This window comes from Amycolatopsis sp. NPDC024027, from assembly GCF_040638975.1.
Classification (GTDB): domain Bacteria; phylum Actinomycetota; class Actinomycetes; order Mycobacteriales; family Pseudonocardiaceae; genus Amycolatopsis.
This window is the reverse complement of sequence record NZ_JBEZYY010000009.1, coordinates 1-23,302: the sequence shown is the minus strand read 5'-3', so window position 1 is coordinate 23,302 and position 23,302 is coordinate 1. Positions and strand designations below refer to the sequence as shown.

19 protein-coding genes are annotated in these 23,302 nt (G+C 71.0%); 8 read left to right on the top strand and 11 right to left on the bottom strand.

What is annotated here, in order from left to right; all coding sequences use genetic code 11:
- Positions 1-327: 327 nt before the first annotated feature.
- Entirely contained in the window at positions 328-3,357 is a 3,030-nt protein-coding gene (locus tag AB0F52_RS22440) for a BTAD domain-containing putative transcriptional regulator (protein WP_360174082.1), read from the bottom strand.
- 220 nt (positions 3,358-3,577) lie between these two features.
- Here AB0F52_RS22440 and AB0F52_RS22435 point away from each other — a divergent pair, with 220 nt between their 5' ends.
- Positions 3,578-4,801 carry a hypothetical protein gene (locus tag AB0F52_RS22435; protein WP_360174079.1) on the top strand — a complete coding sequence of 408 codons (1,224 nt, stop codon included), beginning with the start codon at positions 3,578-3,580 and terminating at the stop codon, positions 4,799-4,801.
- An 808-nt stretch (positions 4,802-5,609) separates the two neighbouring features.
- Here the strand turns inward: AB0F52_RS22435 and AB0F52_RS22430 are convergent.
- Positions 5,610-6,335 carry a GAF and ANTAR domain-containing protein gene (locus tag AB0F52_RS22430; protein WP_360175017.1) on the bottom strand — a complete coding sequence of 242 codons (726 nt, stop codon included), beginning with the start codon at positions 6,333-6,335 and terminating at the stop codon, positions 5,610-5,612.
- 174 nt (positions 6,336-6,509) lie between these two features.
- Between AB0F52_RS22430 and AB0F52_RS22425 the strand changes: the two genes are divergently transcribed.
- Positions 6,510-6,845, top strand: coding sequence for a DUF3140 domain-containing protein (locus AB0F52_RS22425; protein ID WP_360174076.1), 336 nt, complete (start codon positions 6,510-6,512; stop codon positions 6,843-6,845).
- Between the two features lie 58 nt (positions 6,846-6,903).
- Here the strand turns inward: AB0F52_RS22425 and AB0F52_RS22420 are convergent, their stop codons facing one another.
- From AB0F52_RS22420 to AB0F52_RS22395, 6 genes are all read right to left on the bottom strand, one after another.
- A complete protein-coding gene (locus tag AB0F52_RS22420; RefSeq protein WP_360174073.1) occupies positions 6,904-8,847 on the bottom strand; it encodes an RICIN domain-containing protein in 1,944 nt (647 codons plus the stop codon).
- A gap of 78 nt (positions 8,848-8,925) precedes the next feature.
- Positions 8,926-10,680 (bottom strand): beta-galactosidase family protein, encoded by a 1,755-nt coding sequence (locus AB0F52_RS22415; protein WP_360174070.1) that lies wholly within the window; start codon positions 10,678-10,680, stop codon positions 8,926-8,928.
- Positions 10,673-12,217 (bottom strand): alpha-L-arabinofuranosidase C-terminal domain-containing protein, encoded by a 1,545-nt coding sequence (locus tag AB0F52_RS22410; RefSeq protein ID WP_360174067.1) that lies wholly within the window; start codon positions 12,215-12,217, stop codon positions 10,673-10,675. Before AB0F52_RS22410 ends, AB0F52_RS22415 begins: the two co-directional genes overlap by 8 nt.
- Complete coding sequence (locus AB0F52_RS22405) at positions 12,214-13,557, bottom strand: sugar ABC transporter substrate-binding protein (protein ID WP_360174064.1); 1,344 nt, start codon at positions 13,555-13,557, stop codon at positions 12,214-12,216. The genes AB0F52_RS22410 and AB0F52_RS22405 overlap by 4 nt, the downstream gene beginning before the upstream one ends.
- A gap of 36 nt (positions 13,558-13,593) precedes the next feature.
- Positions 13,594-14,457: a carbohydrate ABC transporter permease gene (locus AB0F52_RS22400; RefSeq protein ID WP_360174061.1), complete on the bottom strand. Its 864-nt coding sequence runs from the start codon at positions 14,455-14,457 to the stop codon at positions 13,594-13,596.
- Position 14,458: 1 nt separating this feature from the next.
- Complete coding sequence (locus tag AB0F52_RS22395; protein ID WP_360174058.1) at positions 14,459-15,385, bottom strand: sugar ABC transporter permease; 927 nt, start codon at positions 15,383-15,385, stop codon at positions 14,459-14,461.
- Positions 15,386-15,497: 112 nt separating this feature from the next.
- Here AB0F52_RS22395 and AB0F52_RS22390 point away from each other — a divergent pair, with 112 nt between their 5' ends.
- Both AB0F52_RS22390 and AB0F52_RS22385 read left to right on the top strand, forming a co-directional pair.
- Positions 15,498-16,553: a LacI family DNA-binding transcriptional regulator gene (locus tag AB0F52_RS22390; protein ID WP_103341187.1), complete on the top strand. Its 1,056-nt coding sequence runs from the start codon at positions 15,498-15,500 to the stop codon at positions 16,551-16,553.
- A 948-nt stretch (positions 16,554-17,501) separates the two neighbouring features.
- Complete coding sequence (locus AB0F52_RS22385; protein ID WP_013229246.1) at positions 17,502-17,687, top strand: hypothetical protein; 186 nt, start codon at positions 17,502-17,504, stop codon at positions 17,685-17,687.
- Here AB0F52_RS22385 and AB0F52_RS22380 read toward each other — a convergent pair.
- Complete coding sequence (locus tag AB0F52_RS22380) at positions 17,662-18,288, bottom strand: DsbA family oxidoreductase (protein ID WP_360175014.1); 627 nt, start codon at positions 18,286-18,288, stop codon at positions 17,662-17,664. The genes AB0F52_RS22385 and AB0F52_RS22380 overlap by 26 nt on opposite strands.
- Before the next feature lie 150 nt (positions 18,289-18,438).
- Between AB0F52_RS22380 and AB0F52_RS22375 the strand changes: the two genes are divergently transcribed.
- On the top strand, positions 18,439-19,038 hold the full coding sequence (locus tag AB0F52_RS22375; RefSeq protein ID WP_360174053.1) for a QsdR family transcriptional regulator: 600 nt from the start codon (positions 18,439-18,441) through the stop codon (positions 19,036-19,038).
- Positions 19,039-19,235: 197 nt separating this feature from the next.
- On the top strand, positions 19,236-20,165 hold the full coding sequence (locus AB0F52_RS22370) for a dienelactone hydrolase family protein (RefSeq protein ID WP_360174050.1): 930 nt from the start codon (positions 19,236-19,238) through the stop codon (positions 20,163-20,165).
- Between the two features lie 242 nt (positions 20,166-20,407).
- Here the strand turns inward: AB0F52_RS22370 and AB0F52_RS22365 are convergent, their stop codons facing one another.
- Positions 20,408-21,388, bottom strand: coding sequence for an NAD(P)-dependent alcohol dehydrogenase (locus AB0F52_RS22365; RefSeq protein WP_360174047.1), 981 nt, complete (start codon positions 21,386-21,388; stop codon positions 20,408-20,410).
- A 99-nt stretch (positions 21,389-21,487) separates the two neighbouring features.
- Here AB0F52_RS22365 and AB0F52_RS22360 point away from each other — a divergent pair, with 99 nt between their 5' ends.
- Positions 21,488-22,147, top strand: a complete 660-nt coding sequence (locus AB0F52_RS22360; RefSeq protein ID WP_360174044.1) for a TetR/AcrR family transcriptional regulator C-terminal domain-containing protein — start codon at positions 21,488-21,490, stop codon at positions 22,145-22,147.
- A 45-nt stretch (positions 22,148-22,192) separates the two neighbouring features.
- A complete protein-coding gene (locus tag AB0F52_RS22355) occupies positions 22,193-23,185 on the top strand; it encodes an LLM class flavin-dependent oxidoreductase (RefSeq protein WP_360174041.1) in 993 nt (330 codons plus the stop codon).
- Here the strand turns inward: AB0F52_RS22355 and AB0F52_RS22350 are convergent.
- Positions 23,186-23,302 (bottom strand): fasciclin domain-containing protein (locus AB0F52_RS22350; RefSeq protein WP_360175011.1); only part of this gene is annotated, 117 nt, incomplete at its 5' end.

Sequence of the window (23,302 nt, the reverse complement as noted above, 5' to 3'; positions counted from 1 at the left end):
TCATGGCTGGTTCCGCTCCCCGTGCGGTGTGCCTGTCCATGAGTTGGACCACCAGGTCCGACGATCGTGACGTTGGTGGGCACAGGTATGACGGTCGTTACACGCGCGCCCGAAAAGCCGAATTGTCGGCTCGGGCGGATCAGGCGCATGCACCCAGCATGGTTGCCGCTCCCGGAGCCCGCCAACGCTCAGCCGGTGCGGCCGGCTGAGGTGTCAGCCACTGTGGACGATCGTGCGCCGAAAGACGTTCCCTGCCAACGATTTCGCGCGTCTTCTGTAGCGGATCCGCGCCGGTCACGAGAAGGGAAATGCCGTATCGGGTGACGTCTAACGGTTTCGCCGCAACCGCGGTGGCAGCATCGCCACGGTGTCCCGCTCACCGTCGCGGGCCGCCGGGATGACCGGCTCCGAGGCATCCAGCTCGGCGAGCAGCTCATCGATCTCCGCCGCACGCCTGGTCCGCGCCCGCCCCCGGTAGAGCTCCGCCGCTTGCACCCACAACGCTCGTGCGTCTTCCCGGTTCCCGTGGTCGCGCAGGATCACCGCCAGCGTCGACAACGCCCTGGCCTGGCCGGTGGCGTGACGGGTCCGGTCGGCCAGCTCGACCGCGCGGTGCGCGTACCACAACGCCGCCCGGGCATTGCCCTGCTGGTGCCGCAACCGGGCCAGCACGGTGTTCAGCTTCATCACCGCCGGCAGGTTGAGGCACGCCGGGGTCAGCTCCGCAGCGCGCCGGCACTGCTCGTCAGCCTCGTTCAGGCGCCCGAGGTCGGTGAGCAGCGCACCCAGCGCGGTGTGGATCTGCAACCGCGCCGTCCGGTCGCCGGATTCCCACAGGTGTTCCAGCGCCTCGGCGTAGAGGTCCAGCGCCTCCTGCTCGAACCCGCCGGCCGCGACCAGCGCGTTCGCCAGCCGGTGGGCCGCGGCGGCACACAACGACGGCTCGTTCAGCTCATCGGCCAGCTGCAGCGCCAATCGGCACAGCACCGCGGCCTCCGGCGCCCGGCCGACCCGCAGGTGCCACCGGGCCAGGTTCAGCGTCGAAACGAGCCGGCCCAGCGGAAACCCGTCGGCCTCGGCGAGCGCCAACGCCCGCCGGAGGTGGTGCTCCGCCCGCGGCTCTTCGCCCATGTGCATCAACACGACCGCGAGGTCGTTCAGGTGTGACCCGAGTACCTGACGCAGCTGCGGCGCGGAGTCACCACCTTCGGCGAGCACCTCTTCGACACGGCGGATCGCCACGGTGAGGCAGTTGATCGCGTCGGCGTAAAAACCCATTTCCGTGATCAGCTCGGCGAACAACGCGGGCAGGTAAGCGCTTTCACCGCCACCGGCAGCGGCGATTTCCAGCAGCACGTTCTTTTCCCGGACCACCCACTGCCGAGCCAGTGCCGCGCTGCCGAAACCGGCCACCGGCCGCGTCCGGGTCGCCGGCAGCTGCGGCGGCGGTTTGTACGGGAAAACCAGACGATGCGCCTCATAGGCCATCTGCAGGTGGAAATCGAACAGCCGGCACCGCACGGCCGCGACGTCGGCCAATTGCTCGGCGACCGAGGCGGCGTAAGCGTGCAAAAGGTCGTGGACGCGGTAGCGATCCAGATCGCTCGGGTGCTCGAGCAGGTGCGCCGCCACCAGGACGTCGAGCGAACGGCGCACGGCAGGCAGCGGCCGCCCGTCCCCGGCCGCCACCGCTTCGGTCGTCACTTCCGCTCCCGGGTGCATCCCGATCACCGCGAACGCGCGTCGCTCACCCGGCCCCAGCACCTGGTAGGACGCCGTGAACGCCGCACGCAGGCTCCGCTGGAGGGCATCTCCCTCGTACCCGAGGTCCAGCAGCATGTCCGCGTCCCCCAGCTGCCCGGCCAAGGTCGACAGGAGCAGGCCGGTCCGCGCCGCGGCGCGGTCGGCCACCAACGTGAGCGCCAGCGGATTCCCCTGGCAGACCCGCACCAGTTCGGCCACGCCGTCGCGATCTTCCCGGGCCCGCCGGCCGATCCGGCGGTCGAGCAGCGCGGTCGCGTCCCGCTCGGTCAGCGGCGGCACGGTCACCACCGGCGGGGAAACCGTCGCGGCCAGCGAAGGCAGCCGCCACCGCGAAACCACCAGAACCGTGCAGGCGTCGAGCACACCGAGCAACGGGGCGATCTGCTCGCGGCTGTCGACGTTGTCGAGAACCACCAGCACCGGCCGCCGTTGCAGGAGCGCCGAGAGCTTCGCCGCTCTCGCCACGGGACTCACCACCTGGCCGACCGGGAAATCCAGCAGGGACAACAACGTGTCCACGACCTCCCCGCTGTTCGCGGAGGTCGCTTGACCGTCCCCTCGCAGGTCGAGCAGGACGGCGCCGTGCGGAAACCGGCGCCGGGCCCGGTGCACCCACCGCACGACCGCCGTGGACTTGCCCACGCCCGGTCCACCGGTCACCACGACCACCCCGCGCCGGGAGGCGCCGCTCGAATCGGAGGTGAACGCGTCGAGTTCCGCCAGCAGCTCGGCCCGTCCTTCGATCCCGTCGCAGTCCGGAGGCACGTGCCAGACCGGCCGGCCGGCCGGCTCTTCGACGTCCACTGCGCGAATCCGCACGACCTGGCGGGGGAAATCACCGTCGCCGCTGATCACCTCGTCGTGCACCGCCCGCAGTTCGTCCGCGGCGCGCAGTTCGCCGACGTCGAGGTACTGGCGGCGCTTGGCGAAGTAGAACTCGGTCACCTCGTCCGGGCGGTCCGTCGCGGCCAGGGCGCGCAAGCGCAGTTTCGCCAGGCCGAGTTCCAGCGGATGCGCGTGTTCGAGTTCCAGCAGCCTCCCGAGTGCCACGTCGCCATGACCGACGGCGAGCAGCTCGGCGACCAGGAAAGCGTTGGCGGGCAGCCAATGGCTGCGCATCCACTGCACACGCCAGTCGTCGGCCCGCTGCGTCGGCAAGTCGGCGAGCGGATCGTCCCGCCACAGCCGCACCGCCGCCTGCGCCTCGATCTGCGCGCGACGGTGGTCGCCGCGATCACGCAGCTCACGCGCCCGCGCCATCCCCCGGGCGAACAGGCGGTGATCGACCAGTGCCTCGTCGATTTCCACGATACAGCCGTTCTTCCCGACCCCGACGCGGGCCGGGATTCCGCTCTTCTGCAGCGCTTGCCGGAGGTGCACGGCGTTCTGGTGCAGGGTGGCCAGCGCTCCTCGCGGCGCGTTCTCGTGCTCCGCCCACACCCAGTCCACGACCGCGTCGACCGGGAACCGCCGGTTCGGGGAAGTCAGCAAGGCGGCGAGCACCTGCCTCGAGCGCGGGTGAGCCCACTTCACATCCACTTTCCCGTGCAGCAGCATGGCCGTTTGCCCGAGAATTCCGAGCGCGATTTCCATGCAAACCCCCTCCGCCACAGCTTCGGCCACCAGCCGACCGCCCCACCGCCGGTATTTTTCCATTGTTGCCCGCAAAAGACCACGTCAGCGCCGGTTCGGCGGCCCGGAAATGGCGATTGTTGATCGATTGTCAACCAACGAAACCGCAGGCCGAAAGCCTTTTGTGACCCCCGTCCTCCACCTTCGTGACAACAACTGGACAATCACGAGGAGGACCGCGATGGCCGCCGCCACCTGGGTTCGCAGCCCCATCGAGCGCGCCGATGCCCACTGGGCCACCCGGTGCGGAACGAAATCCGTCCTGGTGCTGGTGCCGCACGTCGTCGCCGCCACGCGGCTGCTGGACCTGCTCCCCCTCCTCGAAGCCGACCACCGCGTCCAGGTCGTGTTCACCGATCCCGAATCCGGCGAAAACTGGCAGGCCACGCACGATTTCCTGCGCGCACAGGGCGGCCCGGTGCTGCCGTGGGCCCAAGCTCGCCGCAGCGACGTCGACCTCGTCCTCGCCGGCAGCACCCGCGGCCTCGACGACCTGACCGCGCCGGCCCTGCTGGTCCCGCACGGTGGCGGCCTCGCGCAGTACCGGCCCTGGCGCCCTCCCGCCACCACCCGGCCGCACCACCCCGAGCTCGGTCTCGGCCCCGGCCAGCTGGTGCGCGAAGGCCGGGTCCGCGCCGACGCGATCGTGCTGGTCCACGACCACGAGCGCGACCTCCTCGCCCGGGCCTGCCCGCAAGCGCTCCCCGCCGCGGTCGTCGCGGGCGACATCGCCCTCGACCGCATCACCGCCAGCCTGCCTTACCGCGACCGGTACCGGCACGCCCTCGGCGCCACCGGCGGCCAGCAGGTCGTCGTGGTCACCTCGACCTGGTCACCGCGGTCGGCGTTCGGCCGTCACCCCGATCTGTTCGACCGCGTCCTGGCCACCCTCCCGCGGGAGGGCTACCGGGTCGTCGGTGCGCTGCACCCCGCGATCTGGGCGCACCACGGAACCCGGCAGGTCCGCTCCTGGCTCGCGACGGCCCTCCGTGCCGGACTCGTCCTCGTGCCGCCCGAAGAAGGATGGCGTGCCGCTTTGGTCGCCGCCGACCACGTGCTCGGGGACTACGGGTCCGTTACCGGCTACGGCGCGGCCACCGGCGCGTCGATCCTTCTCGACGACAACCCCGGCCAGCCGCTCCTGAGCGGCACCCCGGCCGAGGTCCTCGCCCGGCACGTGCCCCGCTGGCGGCCCGGCCGGCCACTGGTTCCCCAGCTGCGCGCCGCCGCCGCGGCCCGCGACGCCGCTCGTCTGCCCGGCACCATCCACCGCCTCTTGACGTCCCGGCCCGGCGAGGCCGGCCCCATCTTGCGCCGCACCTTGTACCGGCTGCTGGGCCTTCCCGAACCCGCGCACGCCGTGCCGGTCGCCCCGGTGGCGCTGCCGAATCCGGTGCCGGCATGACACTCACGACGTGGCACTACACCTGCGGCCACCGCGAAGGCACGGTGGTCACCGGCACTCCCGGCGACCGGGTCACCCTCGCCGACGCGGTGATCGCGCCGGCCCGTCGCCGCGAAGCCGGTGGACGAGCCGCGGTGGCCGGGCTCTTCGACCGGCTTCCCGGGCTCACCCTGGCCGCGGTCCCGATCGGCTCGGCCGGGCTGCTGCTCGGCGACCGCCGCGGCGAGACCACCCTCGTCGGTCACGAGCCCGCCGAACCGGCCGCGGTCGCGGCCTGCGTGTGGCTGATCACCGGACGGCCGCTGGGCGCGCTCACGGCCATCACCGGCATGGAGTGGCGCCTCGACCGCAGACGCGCGGGCTGGTTCGTGGTGTTCGGCGCGGCGAGCTCGGCGGCCTGGGCTCCCGATGAGCTCCGGTGCCGGCCGGACGCCGCCGACCTGCTGCACCGGCACCTCGGGGTAACCCAGGTCATGCGTAGCGGCCTGTTGTACCGACCCGAGACTGCGGCGGGGTCGAGCCGCCCTCTGCCGCTGGCTCGACCCCGCCGCCGACCGGCTGCCGCCACTCTGGACGTCGCCGGCTGGGCGCGTTCCAGCTGCGGTTTCACCCGCGGCCTCGACGGCGCCCGCGACCAGGCTCGGGCGCTCACCGAGCACGCCTTCGCCGCCTTTCTCGTCCCCGAGACCGCTCTGCCCACCTCGCCGAACTGGACGGGCGGCGGGGGAAGCCCGTGCTCACGGCGACCGCGGTCACCGTGTGGGACGCGATCGGGGCCACGCCGGCACAGAGCGGTCTGGGACGCTGTTCAGTGGCGAGCCGTGCCCCCGTCGGCCGAACTCATCCGCTTCGTGAAGCGGGCCGCCACGTCTCGGAGCTTGATGTTCGTGTGCTGGGACTCCACGATCAGGCGGTGCATCGCCGCGTCCTCGGTGACCCGGTGGATCAGCATCAGCATGCCCTTGGCCTGCTCGATCACCGCGCGCGTCTCCATCGCGTTGCGCAGCTCGTCCGCCAGGCGCCGGGCTTCGCGGTAGCGGCGGGTCAGCCGCAGCACCGTCTCCACGCACAACGTGAACAGCCGCAACACCTTCGTGTCGAACTCGTGGTAGCCGTGGGCCTCGAAGCCGAACAGCGTGATCGCGCCCACCAGGGTGTCGTCCACCCGCAGCGGGACCGCCAGGTAGCTGCCCACGCCGAGTTCCTTGGCCGCCGCCACGAATTCGGGCCACTGATCGCCCGTCTCCGCGACCGCCACCCGCACGACTTCGCCCGTCAGCGCCGCGAGCAGGCCGGGACCGTCGCCCGCCGCGTACTGGACGTCGTCGATGCGCCGGGCTCGCTCGTCCGTGAAGGCCGCGGTCTGGGTCACGCCGTCGCGGACCACCAGGATGCTGGCCAGGTCCGCGTCCGGGACCACCCGGACCGCCTCGCCGCAGACCGCGTCGAGCAGCCCGGGCGTGTCGGACATCGATTCGAGGACCCCGACAAGATCGGCCAGCACGGCGTTCAGCTCGTCGACCCGCTCCGCCATGCCGTCGCCAGTGGTCGGCAAGGCCCACCCCTCCCATGCGTCAAGCGGCGAGCACGGGATCGAGCTCGCCAGCAGCGTCAACAGAGACCACCGCTGGCGTTTCAACGGGTCCGGAGGAATTCTACCGGCCACCGGCGGCGGTTTGACGTCGGCCGCGCCGGGTAGGCCGGGAGAATGGACAATCCCGTTGTTGACGACGAGCTGTGGGCGGAGTTCCACCGGGTGGTGAACATGACCTCGCGCGAGCTGGAGGACTGGCTGCGCACGCGCGACGCGGGCCCGGAGACCGAGCCGCTCCCCGACGAGGCGGGCCCGCCGACGGGCCACCAGGTGCTGAGTGTCCTGCGCAAGCGGCGGTCCGACGTGGACGACCGCGACGCGGACGTGATGCGCAAGGTGGTCGACCGGGTGCACTCCGAGCGCCGCGCCGACCTGGAGCCCACCGCCGGCGAGGCCCACTGGCGCCACCGCCTGATGTCGCTGGGCCACGACCCGCTCAAGCCGGCCTGACCCGAACGCGCCGAAGGCCACCATCGGCAGCCGATGGTGGCCTCCAGCGGTTCCCCGGTCAGCCGGCGATGGCCTGCCAGCGCTGGTTGGGCCCGTTCGTCGGCTTGTACAGGCCGATCCGGGCGCCGTCCGCACGGGACTCGCTCGTGACGTCGAGCAGCTGCCCGCTCGCCGCGTTGACGAACGTCCAGGTGCCGTCACCGGTCGTGGACAGGGTCCACTGCGCCGCCGGGTCGCACGTGCCCGCCGCGGCCAGCGTCACCGCGCCGCCCGCCGTGGCGAGCACCTGGCCCGTGCCCGCGTTGGTGATGGTGAACCGGTCGCGGTTGCCGTAGCGGCCCGTGCGGTCGGTGAGCGTCCAGCGCTGCGCCGGCGCCGAGGCGTCCGTCGTGCGCTGGACCAGCGAGCCGTTCTCCGCCGACAGCGCCTTGCCGCTCTGCACGCCGGCGAAGGTGACCGGCTTGCCCGAGCCGAGGCCCGTGCCGGGCGCCGCCGAAGAGACGCCGTCGACGAGGAAGCTCGTCACCGAACGCGCCGGCACCCGCAGCGTCGCCTTGCCCGCGGTCACCCGCACCGGCTTGCCCCGCTTCAGCGCCCCGGTGACGTCGGTGACGACCGGCGTCACCGAAGCGCCGTTCCGGACGTTGCGGAAGCCCGACAGGTCCAGCGTGACGTCCTGGTCGGTGGTGTCCGCGTTGGTGTGCACGACCGTCGCCAGGTCGTCGCCGCGCATCGCGGCCGTCGACGCGGTGTCGTTCACCCCGACCAGGCGGTCACCCGGCCGGATGTAGTGGGTGAAGTTGCGCATGGTGTTGAACTTCGTGTTGGTCTTGACCTGGCAGGTCCGCAGGGTGGCGGTCTTCGGGCAGTCGAACGGGACCTGGATCTCGCCCCAGTTCATCCCGGCCGCGGACTCCCCGCCCGGCTTCATGTTGTTGTAGTCCTCGATCGGCTGCCAGCTGACCCACGCGCTCGGCTCGAGCAGCCGCAGGTCATCCGTGATCTGCTTGGCCATGCCGAGGCCCGGGTCCATGTCCGTGAAGTCCTGCCGGTCCAGCCAGCTGCCGCCGACCTCGCTCATCCACAACGGCTTGTCGCCGCCCTTGGCGAGGTCCCGCGGGACCGGCCGGTTGCCGGTGCCGTAGGTGTGCACGTTGAGCCGGCCCGCCGCCGCGCGGGCGTCGGCCGACCAGCCGGCCCAGTCCGCGGCGAAGATGTCCGGGTTGGTCTCGTCGGGTGCGGAGACGATCGCCCGCGAGCCGGCCGCCTTGAGGGCCCCGGCCATGGCCGGGATCAGCTGCGACTGGACCGACGGCCCGATGTGCGCGCCTTCCTGCCGCCCGCCGGTCGGGTTGCCGTCGGCGCCGAGCGTGGTCTTCCAGTAGTTCGTGTTGGGCTCGTTCAACGGGTTCACCGACGCGAACTTGATGCCGTGCGCGCGTTCGAGGGTCCGCACGACCTGCGTCAGGTAGGCCGTGAAATCGCCGATCTTGTCGGGCCGCAGCTGCTCGTCGGTGGCGTTGAAGCCGCCCGAGACGTACCCGGAGACGGTCTGGAAGTACGGCGGCGAGTTGCTGAACGCCTCCCACTTCGTGACGCGGTTCTTGATCTTGTCGACCCACCAGCGCTGGTTCGGGTCGGCCTTCGGGTCGAACTCGGCGGCGTTGCCGGGAGTCCACCAGTCCTTGTCGGCACGGGTGGTGCCGGCCGGCGCCTTCCACCAGCCGGGGACCGCGGCGCCCGGACGCAGGTACGACGGGACGTCGGGGGCGTTGCCGCCGCCGACGTTGAACCGGGCGATGTTCAGGTTCAGCCCGTCGGGCCCGAAGACCAGGTCCGCCAGCTTGTTCCGGACGGCGTCGGGGTAGCCGCCAGTCGCCTCGGCCATCCACGCCAGGCTGGCACCCCAGCCGTCGAACGGCTGCTGCCGGTAGGTCGGGTCCGGCTTGACCGTCACTCCGGTGGCCGCTTCCGCCGGCGCGACCGCCAGCCCGGTCGTCACGATTGGTACACAAAGGACGGTGAGCAAACGCCGCAGGTTCATCGTCGAAACTGCCCTTCGGTGCGGTGGGGACTTTTCTCAGGCCTCGGTGTGGCCGAGCAGCGGCCGCGGCACGAACCGGGCCGCGGGGTCGAGCATCGTGCCGAGTTCGAGCACGACGAGTTCGTTGGCACCGGCCCGGACCACCGGGCGCGGCACGTACAACGTCCGTTGCGGACCACGCCGCCAGTACCGGCCGAGCGCGAACCCGTTGAGCCACGCGACGCCCTTGCCCCACTCCCCCGTGTCGAGGAAGAGGTCGGCGGGCTCGTCGACATCGATCTCGGCGCGCAGCACCACCGGCCCGGCCACCGGGCCCACCACGGACTCCGGCGACGAAGGCCGCAGTGACGGCAGCGCGGCCAGGTCGAGCGGCAGCACGTCCCAGCCGGTCAGCGGCTCGCCGTGCAGCGCCGCCCCGCCGATGATGCCCTTCGCCTCGCCGATGCGCGGGCCGTAGTCGACGCGGCCCTGGTCCTCGACCAGCACCAGCAGCTCGCCGCGGGCGCGCGGCAGCGGGATCGCGCGCTCGTGGTGGTCCCGGCTGAGCGTGCCCACCAGGTCGCCGTCGAAGAACACCGTGGCGCGGTCGCGGACCTCGCCGAAGGTCAGCACACCGGGCCGCTCCCCCTCGACGGTCGTGCGCAGCAGCGCGAGCTGCGGCATCGGCGTCAGGTCGTCGAACGCGGGCAGGTCCTCGTGGAACTCCCAGGTGCCCCAGCGGTCCGGCGCGTCTAGCAGCCGGACGGGGTCGCGGAGGATCCCTTGCGGCGTCGGCGCGGGCCGGGCCGGCGGCGGGACGGTGTCCGGGACCTTGTGGTAGCGGGCGATCACGTCGCGGAAGGCGTGGTACTTCGGCGTCGGGTCACCGGCTTCGTCCAGCGGCGCATCGTAGTCGTAGGACGTGATCAGCGGCTGGTAGACGCCCTTGTCGTTGGCGCCGTTGGTGAGGCCGAAGTTGGTGCCGCCGTGGAACATGTAGAGGTTGACCGACGCGCCCGCGGCGAGCAGCGCGTCGAGCTCCGCCGCCGAGTCCGCGGCCGAGGTCGTGTGGTGGTGCGCGCCCCAGTGGTCGAACCAGCCGTTCCAGAACTCGCTGCACATCAGCGGCCCGGTCGGCTGGTGCGCGCGCAGGATCGCCAGCCGCGCCTGCGCGCCGGAGCCGAACGACGCGGTGCGGTGCAGCCCGTCGAGGCTGCCCGCTTCCAGCATCTCCGGCGTCGGCTGGTCCACTGTGGTCAGCGGCACGGTGACGCCGGAGTCGCGCGTGTGCTCGGCAAGCGCTTTCAGGTAGCGCTTGTCGTCGCCGAACGCACCGTATTCGTTTTCCACCTGGACCAGCAGCACCGGGCCGCCGCGGTCGATCTGGTGCGGGACGACGACCTCGTAGACCTTCGTCAGGTACTCGCGGACGGCGTCCAGGTACTTCGGCTCGTACCGGCGCACCCCGACCGACGGGTCGCGGAACAGCCACGCCGGCAGCCCGCCGTTGTCCCACTCGGCGCAGATGTACGGGCCGGGCCGCACGATCGCGTACATCCCGGCGTCGGCGACGAGCCGCAGGAAGCGGTCGAGGTCGAGGCCGCCCGACAGGTCGAACGCGCCGGGTTCGGGGGCGTGCGCGTTCCACGCCACGTACGTCTCGATGGTGTTGAGCCCCATCCGCCGGGCCTTGTCGATCCGGTCGGCCCACAGGTCCGGGTGCACCCGGAAGTAGTGCAGGGCACCGGACAGGATGCGGAACGGGCGCCCGTCGAGCAGGAAGTCGTGCTCCCCGATGGCGAACTCAGGCATTCGGGGCCGCCTGCGGGGTCAGCTGGAGCACGGTCCAGGACAAGGGTGGCAGTGTCACGGTGATGGTGGTCCCCCCGGGATCGGACGTCGCGACCGTGCCGGGTAGCGGCACCGGCCGGACCGGTTGTGCGTCGGCGGTGTTCACGGTGTGGCGGTTCTCGCCGTCCGGTGTGGTCAGGGTTTCGGCGGCGTAGACGCCGAACCGGGCGCCGCGCAGGCGGATCCGGACTTCGGTCGGGGACGCCGTGGCGCGGTTGGTCAGGAACACCGCGCCGCGCCCGGACTCCTCGACCGTCGCGGCGGCGTCGACGAGGTCGACTTCGCCGTGCTGCGCGGTGCGCAGCCGCTCGCCTTCGACGGCCAGGCGCAGGCTCGCCCCGCCGGCCAGCGTGGCGACCTGCCGGAACGGGTGGAACGTCGTCTGCCGCCACGCCGGGCCGCCGGGCTCGGAGCGGATCGGCGCGATGACGTTCACCAGCTGGGCCTGGTTCGCCATGGTGACGCGGTCGACGTTGCGCAGCAGGGAGCTCAGCAGCGAGCCGACGACGACCGCGTCGGTGACGGTGTAGGTGTCCTCGATGATCCGCGGGTGCTCCCGCCAGCCGCCCGCGGCGAGTTCCGCCTGGTCGACCTCGTTCCAGCGGCGCAGGTCCCAGACGTTCCACTCGTCGACGCTGATCCCGATCTTCTTGTCGAGCCCCAGCTCGTCGAGGGTTTCGTCGATGACCCCGGCCGTCGTGGCGATGTAGTTGTCCAGCGCGGCCGCGCTGGCCAGGTAGCTGTCGGTGTCGCCGTGCAGCTCCTGGTAGTAGGCGTGCAGCGAGATGTGGTCGACCAGCTCCGCGGTGTGGCGCAGCACCGTGCGCTCCCAGGAGCCGAACGTCGGCATGTCGGCGTGCGAGCTGCCCGCGACGACCAGCTCGACGCCCGGGTCGATCATCCGCATGAGGCGGGCGGTCTCGGCGGCCAGGCGGCCGTACTCGTCGGCCGTCTTGTGGCCGATCTGCCACGGGCCGTCCATCTCGTTGCCCAGGCACCACAGCTTGAAGCCGAACGGGCGGTCGGCGCCGTTCGCGCGCCGCCGCTCGCTCAGTTCCGTGCCGCCGGCGTGGTTGCAGTACTCCAGGACGTCGGCCGCTTCCTGGATGCCGCGGGTGCCGAGGTTGACGGCGTACATCACCTCGGCACCCGCGGCTTCGGCCCACGCGACGAATTCGTGCAGGCCGAAGCGGTTGGATTCCACGCTGTGCCACGCCGGGTCCAACCGGACCGGCCGGGTTCCGGCCGGTCCGACGCCGTCTTCCCAGCGGTAGCTGGAGACGAAGTTGCCACCGGGGTAGCGGAGCACGGTGGGACCGAGCTCCCGCACCAGCTCCAGCACGTCGGCGCGGAACCCGCGCTCGTCGGCGGTGGCGTGGCCCGGCTCGTACAGTCCGGTGTAGACGGACCGGCCCATGTGCTCGACGAACGAGCCGAAGAGGCGACGCGGGACCGGGCCGATGACCTGGCCCGCGTCGCCTTCGATGTGGACGGTCATCCCGCGCTGACCGTGAAGCCCTGCTGGTTGCCGTAGTCGACGATGGCCTGCTGCCAGGCCGCCAGCCCCGCGTCGAGCGGAGTGGCGTTCAGGTAGGCCTTGCCGGCGGTGTCGCTGAAGACACTGTTGGCGTAGGTCTGGTACGGCAGGTAGGTCCAGCCCGGGGCGACGTCCTTCGACGCCTGGGTCAGCACCTGGTTGATCTTCTGGCCCCCGAAGTACGGCACGGCCTCGTCGACGAAGGCGGGCGAGGTCAGGTCGGCCGTGGTGGACGGGAAGCCGCCGCTCTTGATGAACGGCTGGACACCGCCGGCGTGGTTGAGCCAGCGCACGAAACCCGCGGCCAGGGCCGGGTTCTTGCTCTGCTTGACCACGGACTGGGCGCTGCCGCCGTTCTCCGAGGTCACCGGCTTGCCGTCGTAGGTCGGCATCGGCGCGACGGCCCACTTGCCGCTGCCGCCGGGCACCGAGGAGATGAAGTTGCCCGGCATCCAGGCCCCGGTGACCAGGGACGAGATGGTGCCGTCACCGAGGGCGCGGAACCAGTCGTCGGACCACTCCTTGACCGGGGCGAGCAGCTTGCCCTGGATCAGCTGGTCCCACATCGCGGTCCACTTCTTGGCGCCCGCGTCGGCGAGGTTGACCTTCACGTTCCGGCCGTCGACGGTGAACGGGTGCCCGCCGGCCTGCCAGATCATGCTCAGCACGGCCCCGGGGTCACCGGTGTCCGAGGTGATGTACTTGGTGGGGTCGGCGGTGTGCAGCTTCTTCGCCGCCTCGATGTACTCGGCCCAGGTCTTCGGCACGGCGATGCCGTTCTTGTCGAAGACCTCCTTGTTGTAGAACAGGGCCATCGGGCCGGAGTCCTGCGGGAGGCCGTAGATCCCGTTGCCGTTCTTGACCTGCGCCCACGTCGAGGCGCTGTAGTCCTTTTCGAACGAGCCGAAGCCGAACTGGTTGAGGTCGGCCAGCGAATCGGTCAAGGCGAACTGCGGGAGGGCGTAGTACTCGATCTGGGCGACGTCGGGGGCACCCGAGCCGGCCTTGATCGCGTTCTGGAGCTTGGTGTACTCCTCCTTGTTGGTCCCCGCGTTGACGTAGTTGACCTTGACGTTCGGGTATTCCTTCTGGAACGCGGCCACCTGGTCCTTGGCCGACGGGGTCCAGCTCCAGTACGTGATCTCGCCGCCGGCCTTCAGGGCGGCGTCGACGGAGTCCTGGGTGCCGGTGGCGGCGGCGGGCGCGGAGGACGAGCCGCCCCCGGACGAACAGCCCACCGCCAGTGCGGCGGCCAGCGCGATGGCCGCGGCCACCTTGGCGCGGGTGCGGAATCTTGACATCGAATGTCCCTTCACGGCGGTGTGACGGCGGATTTCTTACTGCTTGACGCTGCCGGCGCTCAGCCCGGACTGCCAGAACCGTTGCATGAGCAGGAAAGCGACGACTAGGGGGATGATGGTGAGCAACGACCCGGTGAGGACCAGGTTGAAGATCGGCTGCGCGCCGGCGCCGTTCGCCTGGGCGCTCCACTGGTTGAGCCCGACGGTCAGCGGGTACCACTTCGGCTCGCTGAGCATGATCAGCGGCAGGAAGTAGTTGTTCCACGTCTGCACCATCGTGAACAGCGCGACGGTGATGATCCCGGGGACCAGCTGGCGCAGCGTCACGGTGAGGAAGATCCGGATCTCCCCGGCGCCGTCGATCCGCGCGGCTTCCAGCAGCTCGTCCGGGATGGCGTCGGCGGCGTAGACCCAGATCAGGTACAGCCCGAACGGGCTGATCAGCGACGGGATGAGCACCGCCCACGGCGTGTTGGTCAGCCCGACCTTGCTGAACATCAGGAACGTCGGCACGGCCAGCGCCGTCGGCGGCACGGCCACGGCCCCGAGGACGACGGCGAACACCGAGCGGCGGCCGGGGAAGCGGTACTTGGCCAGCCCGTAGCCCGCGGCCGTGGCGAGGATCGTCGCGCCGCCGGCCCCGACCACGACGTAGAGCAGGGTGTTCCCGAGCCAGCGGAAGAAGATCCCGCCGTTGTAGGTGAACGTCTGGCCGATGTTGTCGAACAGCGCGAAGGTGCCGCCGAGGGACAGCCCCGACGTCGAGAACAGCGCCGGCTGGGTCTTGCTCGCGTTGATCACCAGCCACACCAGGGGAACCAGGGTGTAGAGCAGGTAGAGCGCCATGAAGCCGGTGAGGACACGCGACTTGCGGGGGTTGGTCACCGAGAATGCGGCCACGTCACATCTCCTTCCGGGAGCCGCGCAGCTGCACGACGTAGGCGATGACCGCGGTGATCACGCCCATCACGATCGCGACGGTGGCGGAGTAGTTGTACTGCTGCCCGTTGAAGGAGAGGTTGTAGGCGTACATGTTCGGCGTGTAGAAGGTGCCGATCGTGTTCGGCACCAGGTTGCGCATGATGTTCGGCTCGTTGAACAGCTGGAAGCTGCCGATGATCGAGAAGATCGTCGCGACCACGATGGCGCCCCGGATCGCGGGGAGCTTGACCGACACGATCGTGCGGAACGTCCCGGCGCCGTCGATCGCGGCCGCCTCGAACAGCTCCTTGGGGATCACCTTCAGCGCGGAGTAGAAGATGAGCATGTTGTAGCCCACGAACTCCCACGTGACGATGTTGCCGATCGACGTGAGCAGCCAGCTCGGCGACAACGGCTGGACAGCGGTGCCCAGCAGGTGGTTCAGGTCGGCGGCGAGTCCGAAGTGGTCACCGTAGATGAAGCCCCACATCAGCGCGGCGACCACGGCGGGGACCGCGTACGGCAGGAAGATCACGATCCGGAAGAACCCGGCGGCGTGCAGCCGGGCGCTGTCGATCGCCAGCGCCGCGATCAGCGCGAGCACCAGCATGATCGGCACCTGCACGGCGAGGAACACCAGCACCCGCCGGAAGGCCTCCCAGAACTTCGGGTCGCCGAAGACCTGGACGTAGTTGTCGGCGCCGACGAACACGGTGCCGCCGAAGAAGGCTTGATCGCGGAAAAGGCTGAGCACGAACGCGTACACGACCGGCGCGATGAAGGTCAGCGCGAACACCAGCATGAACGGGGCGACGAAGAGCCAGCCCCGCCATTTCCGCCGCGGCCGGCGGGCCGCGGGCGCCCGGCGCGCCGGCACCGGGGCGGGCGGAGCCGCTGTGGACGTCATCGTCTCTCCGAGTGATCGCTGCGCCGGGCACTGGACCCGGCGGGATGTTTACGTCAACATTGAACGGCCGCAGAGTAACTTGTTGACGTAAACATGTCCAGGACACCGAGGAGTGACCGTGCCGCGCCAGACAGCGACCTCGTCCGCATCCGGCCACGCCGCCCGGCGCCGGGGGCCGTCGATGGCGGACGTGGCCCGCGAGGCGGGTGTGTCGGGCCAGACGGTTTCCCGGGTCGCCAACGGGAAGACGAACGTCGACGACGCCACGCGCGAGCGCGTCCTGGCCGCCATGCGCCGGGTCGGCTACCGGCCGAACAGCGCCGCCCGCGCCCTGCGCAACGGCCAGTTCCGCAGCATCGGCGTGATCATTTCGGCGCTGCCGACGTTCGGCAACAGCCGCACGCTCGACGCCATCGCGGCCGCGGTCGTCCCGGAGGGCTTCTCGATCATCTTGATGCCGGTGACGCGCCCGACGCAGGGCGAGGTGACGGGGGCGTTCAGCACGTTGAACGAGCAGGCCGTCGACGGCGTCATCATCTTGATCGAGCAGCACCAGCTCGACCAAAGCGAGATCGAACTGCCGCACGGGCTCCCGGTGGTGGTGATCGATTCCAGCGCCCGCTACGACTACCCGGTGGTGGACAACGACCAGGCCGACGGAGCCGCCAGGGCGACCAGCCACCTGCTTTCGCTGGGACACTCGACGGTCTGGCACATCGCGGGCCCGCCGCAGTCCTATTCGGCCGAGCGCCGCCGAAAGTCGTGGCAGGCCACTTTGGAGCGGGCGGGCCGCACGGTACCCCCGGTCGTGGTCGGGGATTGGTCGCCGGAATCGGGCTACCAGGCGGGCTTGCGCCTGGCGGCGGACCCGGCGGTGACGGCGGTGTTCGCGGCCAACGACCAGATGGCGCTGGGCCTGCTGCGCGCGCTTCACGAGACCGGTCGCGGGGTGCCGTCGGAGGTGAGCGTGGTCGGCTTCGACGACATGGAGGAGTCGGCCCACTTCTGGCCCCCGCTGACGACGATCCGCCAGTCCTTCGAGGCGGTGGGCCGCCACGCGGTGGAGGCCCTGCTGACCGAAATCGAGACCGGCGCCGAGGCCGGGGAGCCGGTGCTGCTCCCGACGGAGCTGGTCATCCGGTCGAGCACCGCCCCGCCTCGCGCTTGAGCCGGAATTGTCGGTGCCCGCTGATAGCGTGGAAAACGGGGGCGCCCCCGCGGGCCGGGGTCATTGGTCGCCGTTGCCGGTTGTCGTGTCTGGACGGGGCTTCACCCGTGCCCGGTCGGCCATCGCTCGCGTCCGAGGGGCGAACCGACCGTTCAGGTACGCGGACCGACCCTCTGGGTACGCCGGCCGACCGGTTGGGTACGCGACCAAGGCCGGGAACGAGGAGCGGGCGTGCGCGGCGGCTTTCGAGGGGGCCGATGGGGCGGGCACGCGAGCCGAATGACCGGCGCGGCGAGGGCCGCTTCGCGCGGGTGAGCCGACTTGGCCGGTGCAAGGGATGCGCGCGGTTCAGGTGAGCCAAGCGGCCGAGGGTGCGCAACCAGCGGCGAGTGGACTGGGCGGCCGGGTGGGCTGCGAAGCGACCGGCAAGCAGACGAGACGGCCGAGTGGGAGCGCGAAACGGACCGCGAGCCGGCGAGGCAGCTGGTGGGCGAAGCTGGCGGCAGGTAGGCGATGCAGCTTTGGTAGGCGCAGCAGGCGGTGAGCACGCGGGGCGGCCGGATGGGGTGCGAAGCGATCGGCAAGCGGGCGACCGGCCACGTGCGCGAAGCGAGCGGCAAGTGGACGAGACGCCTGGCCACGTGCCCGAAGCGAGCGGCAAGTGGGCCGGGGCGGTCGGGCGGGGCGCGAACCGGGCGGCGAGTGGGCCGGGGCGGGCGGGGACGCGAACCGAGCGGCAAGCGAGCCAGGCGCCCGGCCGGATGCGCGAAGCGGCGGTGAACAGGTGGGCGCGCGGGTGCCTGGGTAGGTCGGGAGTGAGATGCGCGCGAAAGGTCGTTTCAGGCGGGCGGGGCGGGGGAATTACCGGCCACCAAGCCGGGATCTCCGGTACCGCGAACGTCGCAGTGGTGTGGACCATTCGGCCGCACCCACGGAAACGAGGCAGTCATGCTCGCCATTCTCGCCGCCGTGCTCTTCGGGCTTGCCCTGCTCATGGAGCTGGCCGGGTTCGGGCTGGGCCCGGTGATCACCACCGGGACCCTCACCACCGCCGGGCTGCTGTGCGTTGCCCTGCACCTGGCCGGGGTGGCCACCGACCGTTCGCGGTTCACCCGGCGGCGGCGCCGTCGCTGACTCGCCTCAGCACCTGCGCGAACACCTCCGGCGACTGAGCTCCCGACACGCCGTACCGCTCGTCGATCACGAAGAACGGCACTCCGGACGCGCCGAGGGCGCGGGCCTGCTCGCCGTCCGCCGCTACTTCTGCTTCGTACGCGTCGGACTCGAGCACGGCTCGCGCCTCGTCGGCGTCCAGGCCTGCTTCGGCCGCCAGTTCCACCAGGGAATCGTGGTCGAACAGCGAGCGTCGCTCGGTGAAGTGCGCTCGGTAGAACCGGTCGATGACCGCGTCGGCCACTCCGCGCTCCTCCGCGAGGTGGACCAGGCGGTGGCCGTCGACGGTGTTGCCCATGTGGACGCCGTCGAGGTGGTACTCGAGGCCGTCGGCGGCCGCGCGCTCCTCCATCTGGGCTTCCATCGCGTCCGCTTCTTCCAGCGTCCGGCCGTACTTCTCGGCCAGCACCTCGCGGGTCGGCCGGGAAGTGCCGCGGGGGAACGACGGGTCGAGCTGGAACGAGTGGTGCACCACCTCGACGTCGACGCCGGTTTCGGCCACCGCCCGCTCGAAGCGGCGTTTGCCGAGATAGCACCAGGGACAGACCAGATCGGACCAGATGTCTACGCGCACGAAACCACGCTAACCGAAGGGGCGCCGCGCACTTCAAGGTAACCGGCGGCCACCTGCGGACAGTGACATCCGGGGGCTCCGCCACCCGGAACCCCCGAAAGAAGCCGGGACGTCCGGCGCCGAAGCTAGGGTGGGCCGGTGACCGTCTCGACCGACGACATCGTCCGGCACGCGGCCCGGCTGCTGATGGCCGGGACCCGCCTCGACCTCGGCCGGATGGCGGCCGAGCTCGGGATTTCGCGCACCACCTTCTTCCGGCGCGTCGGCAATCGCGACGACCTCATGGGCGCCGGGCTGCGGCTGCTCTCCGACCGGACCTGGCAGCGGGCGCTCGACGGCTGGCGCGCCGAGCACGGCGACGCGGCCCGCACGCCGGAAGGCCGGCTGCGCTGCCTGTGGGTCATGGAGGAGTACCGCCGCGAGGTCGCCGGCAGCGACGGCATGCGCAAGCTGATCGAGGCGGAGTCGGCGGTCGCCCTGCGGGTGCTGACCGACCCGCGCGGCGCTGTGCAGCCCGGGCTGGTCGACGCGCACGTCGAGCTGTTCCACGCCGACGCCGACGCCGCCGGGCTGGCCCCGCTGGTCGAGCTGCCGGACCTGGCCTTCGCGGTGGTCCGGCTCGGTGAGTCCTTCCTCTACTCCGACGTCCTCGCCGCCCGCTCGGTGGACCTGACCGTCGCGACGACCCTGGTCGACACCCTCGTGCGCGGGGCCCTGGAGCCGGTCCGCGTTCACTGAGCGACCGCCCAGTTCGTCAGACCACTCCCCCATTCGGAGGATGTGGAACATTTCCCCAAGGTGTTTCATAGGCGACGGGAAAGCGGTTACCCCGCACCCGCCCGCGGCACCCCTTTCCGTTGCCGTGCACCAGTTCTGCCGATCCGCCCGTCTGTGTCCGGGCGAGCTTTCGCCTGCCCGGGGAAAGAGAGCGATCCATGTCCGCACTCACCAGCCCGCCGACGCTGTCCGGCTTGGGTGAGAAAATTTCCCGCCGCCGTGGGTGGCGCGCCAAGGCCGCCGGTGTGGTGGTGGCCGCCCTGGCGCTGACCACCGGGTTCGCCGCGCCGGCGCCCGCCGCCGCGAACCCCTACGAGCGGGGTCCCGACCCGACCACCGCCAGCATCGAAGCCACCCGCGGCTCGTTCGCGACGAGCACCGTGACGGTGTCGCGGCTGGCCGTCTCCGGCTTCGGCGGCGGCACCATCTACTACCCGACGACCACCACCGCCGGCACGTTCGGCGCCCTCTCCATCGCGCCCGGCTTCACCGCGACCCAGTCGAGCATCGCCTGGCTGGGCCCGCGCCTGGCGTCGCAGGGCTTCGTGGTGTTCACCATCGACACGCTGACCACCAGCGACCAGCCCGACAGCCGCGGCCGGCAGCTGCTGGCCTCGCTGGACTACCTGACGCAGCAGAGCTCGGTGCGGTCGCGCATCGACAGCAGCCGGCTCGGCGTCGTCGGGCACTCCATGGGTGGCGGCGGCACCCTCGAAGCGGCGCGCTCGCGGCCGTCGCTGCAGGCCGCGGTGCCGCTGACCGGCTGGAACCTGACGAAGAACTGGTCGGCACTGCAGGTGCCGACGCTCGTCGTCGGGGCGCAATCGGACACCGTCGCGCCGGTGGCGTCGCACTCGATCCCGTTCTACACCAGCCTCCCGTCCAGTTTGGACCGCGCGTACCTGGAGCTGCGCGGGGCCAGCCACTTCGCCCCGAACTCGCCGAACACGACGATCGCGAAGTACACACTGTCGTGGCTCAAGCGGTTCATCGACAACGACACCCGCTACGAACAGTTCCTCTGCCCCATCCCGAGGACCGACCTGTCCATTTCGGACTACCGCGGCAACTGCCCGCACAACGGCTAGGACGAACGAGGGCTTCCGGGGCCGGTGCGGATCGGACAACCGCACCGGCCTCCTGGGTGTGCGGGTCGGTTGCGGGCTGCGAAGCCGGGCGGCCGAGGCCGGGGCTTGAGCCGCATGCTCCGAGCCCCGAAGCCGGACAGCCAGAGCCAACGCCCCCCACAGGCCAGTACCTGAGCCAAGCCACGGGGCCCGGCTCACCTCGTCCCTCGATCGAGCCGCGGCCCACCAATCCAGCCCGCCGCTCAGGAAGGCGCGCCGACGGTCACCACCACCTTTCCCTTGGCGTGCCCGGCTTCCTGGTAGGCGAACGCCTCACGCAGGTCGTCGAACGGGTAGCTCCGGTCGATCACCGGTGTGACCGCGCCGCGCTCCACCAGGCCCGCCAGCTCGCCGAGGGCCGACGCCTTGTCCGGGCAGGCCACAGCGTCCGCCAAAACCACGCGCCTCCTCGCCAACGGACCGGACGCCAGGGCGGCGAAGACATGCCCCGCGGGCTGCACCCACCGCCCCGCCGGGCCGCCGACGGCGACGAACGTGCCGTCGCGCGCGAGCACCCTTCGGCAGGCGAACAGCGACCGGCCGCCGGCGATGTCCAGCAGGACGTCGTAGCGGCGGCCGCTGCGTGTGAAGTCCCCCGCGCGGTAGTCGAAGACGTGGGCCGCCCCGAGTGAGCGCGCCACCTCGGCGTTGGCCGCGCTGCACACCGCATCTACCTCGGCACCCAGCGCCTTCGCCAGCTGGACGGCGAACGTGCCGACGCCGCCGGAAGCGCCGTTGACCAGCACCCGCTGCCCGGCGACGACTCCTCGCAAGGCCACCAGCGCCGTCACGGCTGCCATCGGCATCGCCGCCGCCTGCTCGTACGTGAGGTTCGCCGGCATCGGCGCCAGCAGGTCCTCGCGCACGCAGACGTACTCGGCGTGCGCACCCCGCGGCAGGAGCGCGTAGACGTCGTCGCCCGGCGCGAACCTGGTTCCGGCGGTCTCGACCCGGCCGGCCAGGTCGCACCCGAGGACGCCCACGGGTGGACGGCGCAGGCCGAAGCCCCCGGTCATCAGGCGGGCCACGTACGGCTCGCCTCTCATGAAGTGCCAGTCGTACGGGTTGACCGATGTCGCGCGCACCCGGACCAGCACCTCACCTTTACCGGGTACGGGATCCGGCACGTCCTCGAGGATCAGGCTCGAAGCCGCGCCGTACACGTGCTGGACCAGGGCTTTCATCGTCGCCTCCCGCGATTCTTACGACGTAAGTCGTACGTTGTAAGGTACGTCGTACAACGTAAGAACGTCAACCTCGCCTTACCTTGTACGATCTTGTGGGTGACGACCGACGCGCGGATGCCCCTCAGCCGCGAGCGCGTCCTGCGCGCGGCGGTCGGCCTGGCCGACGAACACGGGCTGCGGGCGCTGACGATGCGCCGTCTCGCCGAAGAGCTCGGCGCCGAAGCGATGTCGCTCTACTACCACGTGGCCAAGAAGGAAGACGTGCTCGACGGCATCGTCGACGTCGTGGCCGGCGAGATCAACGACGCCGTCGGCCGCGTCGAGCCGTCCCCGGACTGGAAGGCGGCCGTGCGGGAGCGGATCCTGGCCGCGCGGCAGGTGTTCCTCCGGCACCGCTGGGCGCCGGAACTGTTCGAGACGCGGTCGTCGACGAGCACCGAAGTCCTGCGCTACTACGACGCGCTGGTCGGGCTGATGCGCGAAGGCGGGTTCTCCTACGACCTCGTGCACCACGCGCTGCACGCCCTCGGCAGCCGCGCGCTCGGGTTCAGCCAGGAGCTGTTCGACCCGAGTGCCGGCGAGTCGGCGGACGTGCCGGTGGACCTGATCTGGCAGCTGCCGAACCTGGTGGGGATGCTCACCGAGATCGCCCACGAGGACCCGCACTCGACGCTGGGCTGGTGCGACGACCAGGCCGAGTTCGAATTCGGCCTCGACGTCATCCTCGACGGCCTGGACCGGCTGCGGGCGCAGTAGCCCACCAGGTGGGACCCGGGCGTGCGCGGGGGCAGAATCGGCACCGTGTCACGACCACTGCGGAAGCTGGGCTTCCTGACCATCGGCCTGTTCGACGCGGCCGACCCGCGCCGGGGCCACGAGTCGACGCTGGAGATCATCGAGCTGGGCGAACGGCTCGGGTTCGACAGCGCCTGGGTGCGCCACCGGCACCTGCAGTACGGCATCTCTTCGCCGGTCGCCGTGCTGGCCGCCGCCTCGCAGCGGACCAGCCGGATCGAGCTCGGCACCGCCGTGATCCCGCTCGGCTGGGAGAACCCGCTGCGGCTGGCCGAGGACCTCGCCACCGTCGACCTGCTCTCCGGTGGCCGGCTCAACCCGGGCCTCAGCGTCGGCCCGCCGATGCGCTGGGACGAAGTCAAGCACGCCCTCTATCCGGACACCGCCGACGCCGAGGACTTCTCCTACGACCGCGTGCAACGGCTGCTGGACTTCGTGCGCGGCGAGCCGGCGACGGAGTTCAGCGGCACCGCGGGCTTCGAGGTGTTCTCCGACCGGGTCCAGCCGCAGGCCCCCGGGCTCGGCGACCGCCTGTGGTACGGCGGTGCGAGCCTGCGCTCGGCGGAGTGGGCCGGCCGGCACCGGATGAACTTCCTGACCAGCAGCGTGGTCAAGGCCGAAGGCGAAAGCACCGACTTCGCCGAGATCCAGCTCTCGCACGTCCGGACGTTCCGCGAGCACCACCCCGCCGGCCGCATCTCGCAAGGCCTGGTCGTGATCCCCACCGACAGCGCGACGCCGCAGCAGCGGGCGAAGTACGAGGCCTACGCCGAAAAACGGCTGCCCCGCACCGCGGAACCCCAGGGGCCCGCGCGGATGCTGTTCTCGCCCGACTTCGTCGGCACCTCCGCGGAAATCGCCGAGCGGCTGCACGCACACAAGGCGTTCCGCGAGATCGACGAGGTGGCTTTCGCTCTGCCGTTCACCTTTGAACACGAAGACTACGTGCAGATCCTCACCGACATCGCGGAACGCCTCGGCCCGCTGCTGGGACGCTGATTACTTGTTGGTGCCCGGCGTGAGCACCTTGTCGATCACGAAGACCGTGGCGTTCTTGGTGGGGATGTTGCCGCACAGGATCTTCGCGCCGTTGATCGTCATGTTGTCGCCCGAGCC

What these genes read in the sequence shown, in the direction of transcription:
- AB0F52_RS22440 (WP_360174082.1), bottom strand. Translation starts at nt 3,357, where the DNA reads ATGGAAATCGCGCTCGGAATTCTCGGGCAAACGGCCATGCTGCTGCAC.
- AB0F52_RS22435 (WP_360174079.1), top strand. Translation starts at nt 3,578, where the DNA reads ATGGCCGCCGCCACCTGGGTTCGCAGCCCCATCGAGCGCGCCGATGCC.
- AB0F52_RS22430 (WP_360175017.1), bottom strand. Translation starts at nt 6,335, where the DNA reads ATGGCGGAGCGGGTCGACGAGCTGAACGCCGTGCTGGCCGATCTTGTC.
- AB0F52_RS22425 (WP_360174076.1), top strand. Translation starts at nt 6,510, where the DNA reads ATGGACAATCCCGTTGTTGACGACGAGCTGTGGGCGGAGTTCCACCGG.
- AB0F52_RS22415 (WP_360174070.1), bottom strand. Translation starts at nt 10,680, where the DNA reads ATGCCTGAGTTCGCCATCGGGGAGCACGACTTCCTGCTCGACGGGCGC.
- AB0F52_RS22410 (WP_360174067.1), bottom strand. Translation starts at nt 12,217, where the DNA reads ATGACCGTCCACATCGAAGGCGACGCGGGCCAGGTCATCGGCCCGGTC.
- AB0F52_RS22405 (WP_360174064.1), bottom strand. Translation starts at nt 13,557, where the DNA reads ATGTCAAGATTCCGCACCCGCGCCAAGGTGGCCGCGGCCATCGCGCTG.
- AB0F52_RS22395 (WP_360174058.1), bottom strand. Translation starts at nt 15,385, where the DNA reads ATGACGTCCACAGCGGCTCCGCCCGCCCCGGTGCCGGCGCGCCGGGCG.
- AB0F52_RS22385 (WP_013229246.1), top strand. Translation starts at nt 17,502, where the DNA reads ATGCTCGCCATTCTCGCCGCCGTGCTCTTCGGGCTTGCCCTGCTCATG.
- AB0F52_RS22370 (WP_360174050.1), top strand. Translation starts at nt 19,236, where the DNA reads ATGTCCGCACTCACCAGCCCGCCGACGCTGTCCGGCTTGGGTGAGAAA.
- AB0F52_RS22365 (WP_360174047.1), bottom strand. Translation starts at nt 21,388, where the DNA reads ATGAAAGCCCTGGTCCAGCACGTGTACGGCGCGGCTTCGAGCCTGATC.